The sequence below is a fragment of the Solimicrobium silvestre genome (assembly GCF_002976435.1).
GTDB lineage: Bacteria > Pseudomonadota > Gammaproteobacteria > Burkholderiales > Burkholderiaceae_D > Solimicrobium > Solimicrobium silvestre.
The window spans coordinates 239088-250128 of record NZ_PUGF01000005.1 but is presented as its reverse complement, the minus strand read 5'-3'; the positions used below and the strand labels follow the sequence as shown (position 1 = coordinate 250128).

The following is an 11041-nucleotide window of genomic DNA, read 5'->3' as shown; positions in this document are numbered from 1 at the left end:
CCGCAATCCATTCTGTGGCGACCGCCGTTCCATCGCCGACATGCTGGATTTCCAGCATGTCGGTCATGCCATTACCCGTGAAATTACCCATCACCGTTTGGGTGTCCGCACTCCAATTGCCGTTCTGGCTAAATCCTGTGCCAGTGCTATACCAGGTGCTCACAACGGTGCTACCACTAGCGGCTGTTGAGGTCGCCACAATCGCGGCACGACCATCGCCATTGACATTTGCCAACCGATATGACGCACCCGCTTGCCATGCACCCAGAATTGTATTGGCACCCTGGGCATACGCACTCCCTTGCGCATTCGAATACCACACGCTGGCGATCGCCTGCCCCTGGGCGTTCTCCCAAATCTGCACTAAATCAGAACGACCATTACCATCCACATCACCAACTATAAATTGTTGGTTCAACTGCGACGCACCCAGTGATACGGTAATCATCGCACCGGTACTCGGTATGAGCGCTTCGAAATTCATCGCTCCGCTCGAATTTGCATAAACGATGCCCATCCCTTTTCCGGTGCTGTTGGGATCGTTACTTAAACTAAATTGCGCATAGACAGTGTTAAAGGTCGAGGCGCCGTATTTCACTCCAGTCAATCCGCTACTCACCGAGGTCAGCGTGCCAGTGCTGCTGACGCTCACTTGATCAAAACCGTAGAGATTAGTCGGATACGTCCAAGGTATCAGTACCGACAGATTTCCCGTCCCACTAACATCTTGCAAGGCAATTGGGGAAATAAATCCTCCCGCACCTAAAGGATATGTCAGGTTAAGGCTGGCACCCTGTGTGAATCCGGCACCAGTCGCCCCCGCAATCCAACGCGTCACCTTCACACTATCGGTTCCTATCGTCGTTACGTTCTCTACCCCTGTCGACGACACTTCCATCAGATCCAGTTCGCCTGTCCCGGTCACATCACCGTATTGAAAGGCATTGTTGGCCAACCAGACTCCCAATGTCGTTTGATCTTCTTGCGTTAAGCCAGTCGTGCCCACCGTCCAGCGGGTGACCACGGTTTGTCCATTCACGTTAGCAATGGCAACCAGCGCATTACCGGTTCCGGCTGACGTTTGACCAAACTGGTATTGCGTACCTGCTACCCATTGTCCTAATACCGTTAACGGTCCTTGGGTGTACCCACTCTGCGTCGCAATCCATTCGGTTGCTACCGCAGTACCATTCGCCGCATGCTGAATTTCCAGCATGTCTGCTTTGCCATTTCCTGCAAAGTCACTCATCAGCGTTTGCGTATCCCCGCTCCAATTACCGCTCTGGCTAAAGCCACTTCCGGTGCTGTACCACGTGTTCACCGCAGTACTACCGGTAGCGGTTGTCCAGCTCGCCACAATGTCGGCGCGATCATCCCCATTCACATCCGCAACTTGATAAATGGCGCTCGCCTGCCATGTGCCTAATACCGTATCTGCACCTTGCGTATAACCACTTCCATCCGCTTTCGAATACCAAACGCTGGCAACCGCTTGACCCTGCGCATTCTCCCAAATCTGCACTAAATCGGAACGGCAATTACCGTTCACATCGCTGGCAAAGAATTGCTGATTCAACTTAGGTATGCCCAGTGACGTGGTGCTCGTTACAGCGTTGCTCGAAACACCCGATGTGTAAGTCATCGCTCCAGCGCTCGGAAGGATCGATTCAAAACTCATCGCCCCAGCACCATTACCATAAATCAGACCTATTCCTTCACCGAAGTTATCCAGGTCATTTTTTAAACTTAATTGCGCATAAATGATACTGCTGTTTGTAACGTAATTCTCCGCGGTCAGTCCACTACTAGCTAGCGCAAGCGATCCATCACTATTAAGATTCACTTGGTAAAAACCATGGAAATCAGTGCTATATGACCAGGGAATCAGTACCGCCAGTTTCCCCGTTCCACTGACGTCTTGCATTGCGATTTGGGCTGGAGAGTTCACACCGATATACCCACTGTTAATGAGTAAACTGGCACCCTGCGTGAATCCAGATGTACCTGCAATCCAGCGCGTCACCGTGGCACTGTGTGTGCCCGTCACAGCTACTTCCATTAAGTCATATGCACCCTTGCCGGTCACGTCACCATATTGAAAGCTATTATTAATCGACCACAACCCTAATGTTGTTTGATCCGACTTAGTCAATCCAGACGCGCCCACCAGCCAGCGTGTGGATACTGCCTTGCCTTCTATATTCTGAATGGACACCAAAGCATTGCTTGCCACACCACCAGTTGTTTGACCGAACTGATATTCGGTCCCAGCGGTCCATGGCCCCAAGACCGTTGACGGTCCTTGGGTATACCCGCTTTGCGTCGCGATCCATTCTGTAGCTACCGCCGTGCCATCTGCCGCATGCTGAATTTCCAGCATGTCGGTCATGCCGTTGCCGGTAAAATCGCCCATTACCGTTTGGGTGTCCGCGCTCCAATTGCCTGTCTGATTAAATCCACTTCCGGTGCTATACCACGTACCCACCATCGTACTACCGTCGGCGGCGATCCAGCTTGCCACAATATCGGCACGGCTATCGCCATTGGCATCCGCCAATTGGTACGTCGCACCTGCTTGCCATGCGCCGAGTACCGTATCGGCACCTTGGGTATAGACACTACTTTGCGCATTCGAATACCAGACGCTCGACACTGCCAGACCTTGCGCGTTCTCCCAAATTTGCACCAAATCAGAGCGGCCATTGCCATCCACATCAGCGGCGAAGAATTGTTGGTTTAGCTTAGGTGCGCCCAGCGATATACTGATCGACGCGCCGGTACTGGCAACCAGTGACTGGAATAGAGTGACGCCATCTGTGCTATCCGCGTAAACTAAGCCAACGCCGTCACCCGTATTGTTCGGGTCATTGTTCAGACTTAATTGCGCATAAATGACGCTGTTAGCATTGACTCTCTGGGTAGTGGTGAGCCCGGTACTGACGTTTGCCAGCGAGCCATCACTATTCACAGTAACTTGAGACAGTCCGTATTCCGAAGGAGTATCGGCCCAAGGAATCAATAACGATAATTTCCCTATCCCACCCACATCCTGGAATTCGATCTGCTCGGGTGAACTAATGAGTTGCTGCCAATAGATGCCGCCGACAATAGTCGCACCCTGCGTAAAGCCAACACCATTAGTTCCGGCAATCCAGCGCGTCACGCTAAAACTCTCCGCGCCCGTCACCGACACTTGCATCAGATCCAGTTCACCCGTACCCGTCACGTCGCCGTATTTAAAAGTATTATTCGCCGACCAAATTCCTAATGTCGTTTGGTCTGATTGCATCAAGCCTGATGCGCCCACTGTCCAACGGGTTATCGTGGTGTAGCCATTCACGTCTTGAATTTCAATCAGCGCATTTCCTGAACCTGCGGACGTCTGACCAAACTGGTATTGCGTCTCTGCTTGCCATTGACCCAATACTGTCGACGCTCCTTGGGCATACCCACTTTGCGTCGCGATCCATTCTGTAGCTACCGCCGTACCATCCGCTGCATGCTGGATTTTCAGCATGTCTGCTTTACCGTTTCCAGCAAAGTCGCTCATCAGCGTTTGGGTGTCCGCGGCCCAATTACCGCTCTGACTAAATCCACTTCCGGTGCTGTACCACGTACTCACCACCAGACTACCGTTAGCGGCAGCCCAGTTCGCTTCAATATCTACCCGACCATCGTCATTGGCATCGACTACGTGATACGCAACACCTGGCTGCCAGGTGCCTAATACCGTATCTGCACCTTGCGTATAACCACTTCCATTCGCATTCGAATACCAGACGCTGGCGACCGCTTGGCCCTTCTCATTTTCCCATAGTTGCACTAAATCGGAACGGCCACTACCGCTCACATCACCGGCAAAGAATTGCTGGTTTAACTTCGGTACGCCAAGCAATATGGTGCTTGATGCACCCGTGCTCGGAGTAATCGACTCGAAACTCATCGCCCCAGCACCATTATCATAAACTAGCCCCATTCCCTCACCAGGGCTATTCGGATCGTTACTCAAACTCAATTGCGCATAAACGGTACTGCTGTAATTAGCGTAATTCAACACGGCAAGTCCATTACTAGCAAGCGCAAGCGAGCCATCACTATTAAGATTGACTTGATAAAAACCATGATAAGAGGAATAGGTAAAGGGAAGCACTAAAGCCAACACTCCTTTTCCAGTCACGTCCTGTAGTTCGATTTGGTCCGGAGAGTTAATCGTTACATTAAAGTTATTCGTGATATTAATGGGCAGACTGGCACCCTGCGTGAATCCGGATGCACTCGCAATCCAGCGCGTCACCGTGGCAGTGTGTGTGCCCGTTACGATGACTTCCATCAGATCAAACTCACCTGCTCCGGTGACATCACCATATTGATAGCTATTATTCGCCGACCAGATTCCCAACGTCGTTTGACCTGCTTGCGTCAATCCAGACGCACCCACCGTCCAGCGTGTGACTACTGTCTTGCCTTCCATATTCTGAATGGACACCAGCGCGTTGTTTGTCACACCGCCAGCTGTTTGACCGAACTGATATTGTGTCCCAGCGCTCCATGAGCCCAAGACCGTTGACGGTCCCTGGATATACCCGCTTTGCGTCGCAATCCATTCGGTGGCGACCGCCGTGCCATCTGCCGCATGCTGGATTTCCAACATGTCGGTCATGCCGTTACCGGTAAAGTCGCCCAGTACCGTTTGGGTGTCCGCGCTCCAATTGGTTGTCTGACTAAATCCGATTCCGGTGCTATACCACGTGCTAACCATCGTGCTGCCGTTGGTTGCTGTCCAACTTGCCACGATGTCGGCGCGACCATCGCCATTAACATCCGCCAGTTGGTACGTCGCACCCGGTTGCCATGTGCCCAACACAGTATCAGCACCTTGCACATAGCCGCTACCTTGCACGTTGGAATACCAAACGCTCGACACCGCTTGCTCTTGCGCATTCTCCCAAATTTGCACTAGATCAGAGCGGCCATTGCCATCCACATCAGCGGCGAAGAATTGTTGGTTTAGCTTAGGTGTGCCCAACGATACCTTAATCGTCGTGCCGGTACTGGCGACCAGTGACTCGAATTGAGTGACTCCGTCAACGCTATCCGCATAGACCAATCCAACGCTACCACCCGTATTATTTGGATCATTTTTCAGGCTTAATTGCGCATAAAAGGCAATGGCAGGAAAAGTGCCGTTGCCAGCAGCGATTACCAGCGAACGGTTGAACCCACTAGTTACGTTTGCCAGCGAACCGTCGCTATTCACACTAATTTGATAAAAACTGTATTCCGAATCATCATCAGTCCATGGAATTAATAAGGATAATTTCCCTGCCCCCCCCATATCCTGGAATTCGACCTGCACGGGTGAACTTGCGAATAGCTCCCCACTGTTACTACCAGCATAACTAGCACCCTGCGTAAAGCCAACGCCACTTGCACCGGCAATCCAGCGCGTGACTGAATAACTCCGCGTATCCGTCATCACCGATACTTGCATCAGATCGAGCGCACCCGTGCCGGTTACATCGCCGTATTTAAAGGTATTGTTCGCTGACCAGATTCCTAACGTCGTTTGATCTGACTTCGTCAAGCCCGTTGCGCCGACTGTCCAACGCGTGGCGACTGTCTGTCCATTGATATTTTGAATTTCAATCAACGCAGTGCCGGTGCCAGTAGCTGTTTGTCCAAACATGTATTGCGTACCCGCAGTCCACTGACCCAAGACCGTGGACGGTCCCTGGGTATACCCGCTTTGCGTCGCGATCCATTCGGTAGCGACCGCCGTACCATCCGCTGCATGCTGGATTTCCAGCATGTCAGTCATGTTGTTGCCCGCAAAGTCACTCATTAATGTTTGCGTGTCGGCTGCATTGGCAAGTGGAATAGTACCGGCTGACACACTGACTGAGCCATTCCCTGATTGCACTGTTTCTACATAATTTGCTTCCTGATAATTCAACTGCTCAACAACATTACCAGCCGCATCGTACTCAGTTTGATTCACGTTACCGTTCGCATCAATCGCGTAAGTCTGACGGTTATCGGCATCGTAGATGTAGGTTGTCGTTGCCCCAGTTGGATTAGTCTTGGCAATCAAGTTTCCAGCCGCATCGTAATGATAGGTGGTCGTCAACGCGAGACCGGCAGGGTCAGAAATTTGCGCAACTAAGCGGCCTAATGCGTCATATTTATTTTCTACAGTTTGTGAACCGGCCACGTTACCGTCTTGTTGTTCCACTATCTGGCTAATCGCATTGTATTGATAGCTGGTGCTAGAAACGATGTTTGCACTAACATCCGCGCTTTGCCCCGTCGTTACATTAACTTGTGTGGCATTGCCGTTATTTTCGTACTGCGTATACACGTTATTGCCATTGGCATTTGTTGCAACATTTACTTCACCAAATGCGTTGTGCGCATACTGGGTAGTACTGACTGCGCCTGTGGAACCCAATGTTTGCGTAGCTAGAAATCCAGCCGCATCATATGTATCCGTTGTCGTGACACCGTCGGCATTCGTATTCGCAATTAATTGCCCTAATACGCTGTATTGCTGCGTTGTTGTACCGCCAGTTGCGCCAGCACTGCTCAGTTGATGACCGTCCTGGTCATAGGTGTTGGTTATGATGTTCCCGTTAGCATCGGTGCTGCTCACTACGTCGCCGAAAGCGTTGCTTACGGTGATGGTGTTCGCGCCGCTTGGTTGGGTGACGGTTCCTGTGCGCGTTGCATCATCATACTGATAGGTGGTGGTATTTCCATCTGCATTTGTTGTGCTTAGTACTCTTCCTTGCGCATCGTAGCTGTAGAACGATTTTGCGCCAGTCGCGTCAATTTTTTCTGTAATCTGACCGAGGTTGTTCCGTACATAGGTCGTGGTATGACCGTCGGCATCCGTCGACGTCATTTGTTCATCAAAGGTATTGAAGCTCGCTGTTGTTAATGTATCGATACCGCTTGGGTCTTCAATAGTTTGAACTTTATTGCCATCAACGTCGTAGCTCGTTTGCACAACGGTAGTTTGACTTGCACTTAACTGCTGCTGAACTTCAATAACATTGCCAAACGCATCGTAATTTTGCGTGGTGGTATATCCAAGAGCGTCGGTCGTTGAGAGCAATCGTCCTGCTCCGTCATAGGTGTAACTCACCGTACGGTCTGCTAATGCATTGGCAATAGTCGCGATCTGGTTAGTCAGGGCTGAGGTGACAATGCCGCCTGCAAGATTGGTTGTTGCAATCTGCGTTGCCAAGTGGACTGTGCTCGTTAACTGACCGATGCCGTTGTAATTGTTGTGTGTTATGTCGCCGTCAGGGTTGACGGTATACACGTTGTGTCCTGCGCCGTCGTAGTAATAATAGGTGGTGTTACCTTCGGCATTCGTCGATGTGATCTGGCGACCCGCTGCGTCGTAAGTGTAATGGGTTGCATAACTGGCCCACACTTGTGCTACGTCGGTCGGGGTGGTTGCGGCGGCTAAGGCGGCACTGCCTACACCGTCCAATTCAGCGACTAATTCACCTTGGACGTTATATTGTTTGGTGTCGCTACGGACATCGGCCTGACCTGCATCTACTGAAGTTTGCAGCAGATTGCCGTTGGTATCGTAGCTGTAGGTGGTGACCACACCTTGTGCACTGGTTTCTGATTCGAGCAGATTATCGGTGTTGTATTGATAGGTCGTGGTGGCATCGCCCGGCAAACTTGCGGGGCTTATCTGTGCCAGTGTTTCACCTGTTGTGTAGCTGACTGCTTGCGCATGTAACGTGATGCTGGCAACGTTGCCGTCAGCGTCATAGGTTGTGGTCGTCAGGTAGTCATCGGAGTTGATATTGCCGACCTGCTGTCCGCTGGCGTTGTAAAAATAAAGAGTAGTGCGATCTGCTGCACTCGCTGCTGGCAGTAATTGGGCTAGTGGGGTGTTACCGTCCCACAGTTGTGGGTCGGCCAGTTGCGATGGCGTCACGGTAGTGGCGTACGTTGTTTGCGACGTCAGGTTTCCGGCATCGTCGTAGCTGTAACTGGTGACAGCGCCGTTTGGATCGGCTTTGGCAATCAGTTTACCTGCCGCATCATACATCGTCCGTGTAATGCGATCGTTGATTGAAGGGGTGACATTAATTTCTGTTGCAGTCAGTGCTTGGCCGGTGCTGGTGTTAGTTATAAGTGTGCTGATATTGAGCGGGTTGGCATAGGCGATCTGTGCAGTCTGTCGGCCGTTGCTATCGTATTGGTAGCCAGTGACATCGCCTGCGCCATCTACAGTATAGGCGAGCAAGCCGTCGGTGTTATAGACGTTCCATTGGTGTTGGTCTTGCGCGGTTGAGGCAGGTAAAATTTGTGCCAGCGTGGTGTACTGGGCGATGGCGGGTGTTCCTTGCGGGGTGACCCAACTGGCCGAACCCACGGTCTGTGCATAGTGGATAGTTTCGACCTGCAAACCAGCGGCATCGTAGACGTATTGCGTGACATCGCCGTTGCCGTCGACCTTGGCATCTTCGCGGCCCAGCGCGTCGTAGAAATACCAGGTGGTGACGCCGGTGGCGTCGGTACTGGCGCGCAGGCGTCCATCGGCATCGTAGTAGTTTGAGGTGGTGCTGAGTGCGGCACCGGCGGTGGTGCTGGTGGTGCTGGTTTCGATGATGTTGCCGTCGGCGTCACGTAGTTGTGTGGTGACCAGGCCTGTCGACAACGTCGTGGTGACTGAATTAGCGGCGTCGTTATATTGCACGGTGCTGACTACGCCGAGCGCATTGGTGCTGCTCACCAGTTGACCGAGTGCGTCGTAGGTATAGTGCGATTGCCCGCCGTTGGCGTTAATACTTTGCAGCAATTGGCCATTGGCGGCGTAAACGTAGTGCGTGGTGCTGGCGCCGACGCCATTGCCGTTGCTGTCCACACTGGCGTAGGTGGTGACGCTGCTCAGGTTGCCTCGGAAATCGTAGCTGTAGTGCGTCAGTTGGGTCTGGGTGGGATCTTGGGTAGCCTGCCATGTTTCGATGGCCGATACGCTGATGTCTTGATTGGGCGTTAGGCCGCTGATAGTGTAGCTGGCTCCCTGATAGTCAATCTCAGCAATACGTTCGCCGCTGGCGTTGTAGGTATAGGCCACCACGTCGCCGGTGGCGCCAATGGTATAGAGTAAATTACCTTGGGCATTGTAGATAGTGCGCCGGGTTGCGGCGATTCCTGCCTGGGATGCGTTCTCATTGGAGACAACGGCAAACTGGTAGGTGGTACTGGCGACAACTTGACCGGTGCTGTTGTAGCGATAGGTGGTCTCATTGCCTTCCGGGTCAGTCTCTGTGGCGAGATTGCCTTGGGCATCGTAACTGTAGGTCGTCGTTGCGCCGTCGGGATTGGTTTGCGATAGTAATTGGCCATTGCTGCTGTACTGGTAGTGGCTTTGTACCACCTGCTGATTAACGCCGGCAATGCCGACTGTTTGCGCAACCGACGTGACGTGACCGACGCCATCGTAAGCGTAAGTGGTGCTATTGCCGTCCGGGCCGGTGATAACGGTGCTGCCGCTTTGTCCGACGACAGCGACATACTGAAGGCTGCTTGGCACGGTCATCAGCATGCCCGCGACGAGATTAACGGAGCCCATCGCTTGCTGCAAGGCGCTTGCCGCTTGCGCACTGCCGTACAACGTTTGCGCGATGGTCTGCCAATCGTCGCCAGCTTGAACTGTGTAATAATTTTGCGTACTTTGCTGCGTGAGCGAGGCATTGCTGCTAACCGGCGCTGTTACGTACTGATTAATCGACCCGCCTGGGGCTTGGCTGATCTGGGTTATATTGCCAGCACCGTCTTTAATCTGACTGATATACCAGGTACCTGATGTGGTCTGCGTATAAGTAAAGCTCAGCTGTGTTCCATCACTTTGCTGCAAAGAAGTTAGCTGATCGCCAGTGCCAAGATAGCCGTAGGTCGTGACATAATTCGTGCCGCCGGTTTGATTCGGCATGACAGATATTTGGCTCAACCGACCTAAACTGTCATAGGCATAATTCACTAAGGTTTGATTCGTGCCGCCCACCACTACTTCGGACAAACTGGTTAATTGGCCTTGTGCGTTGTAACCAAACTGCACCGATTCACCGGATGCATCCACAATGCTCGCAAGTTGATTACTGGTTCCCTCATAGGTGTAACTCGTCGTATTTCCGCTTGCGTCACTTGACGTCACCATACGACCCGATTGGTCATATGTTTCAGTCACTTGCGTTGACGAATCAACGTAGGTCCAGCCGGTTGCCGTGGCCGATATCAGGCCATTTTCTGCGCTGGCATCGTCACTAACGTAGTCACCTTGGGCTGCGTTATATTGGTAGACGACCATACTGCCATCTTGCAAGGTATGAACTATGGTACTTCCTGCCTGATCTAACGTTCCGCTAGTTAACGTGATCTGTTTTCCGGTACCGATGAGCCAGCCTTGCGCGCCGAGCTGACTACCGTCACTGTTATAAGTTTGCGTAACGGTCAGATCCGAACCGACACCGGTTAAATTCACGTCATTGTTCTGAACTACCAAGTTGCCGGTCGCGGCATTAACATACACACCAGTTGGTTGCTGACCATATTGCGTTTGCCCTACTGTTTGACCAAGTACACCTGCTGCAATTCCGAGTTCATTTCCATTGACGATCGCGACCATAACCAAAAACCTTTTAAATAGACTTATTAATTTTTTTTAACAAAACAATTGGCCTGCGTGGCCAAAAGGCACGCAGATCCTGAAATTTGACTGCCGGGATTCGCTTAACTTCCGCCTCTCTTGACGAGGCACAGGGAAGCGTTGACTGTGAAGCGCAACGCGAAACAATTTTTAGATTTAGTAAAATGATAAATTTAAAAAAGCCAACCGTTCGAACAATCGGCAGTGTCAATATATCTGAGGTATTGGAAATTTGTTTAGGGGTAAAAACAAATATTTTTTGTGTAAGCACGCGCACGATCGACACGTGAGAATAGTGATCAAGTAAATAGCCAACGATTATTTTCTATTTATCAACCATGGAAATTGCACAGGTATTATCAA

General features: G+C 51.5%; 1 protein-coding gene. It reads right to left on the bottom strand.

What is annotated here, in order from left to right; all coding sequences use genetic code 11:
* On the bottom strand, positions 1-10657 hold a 10657-nt coding region (locus S2091_RS07635), incomplete at its 3' end, for an RHS repeat domain-containing protein (protein WP_133166876.1).
* Between the last annotated feature and the right edge of the window lie 384 nt (positions 10658-11041).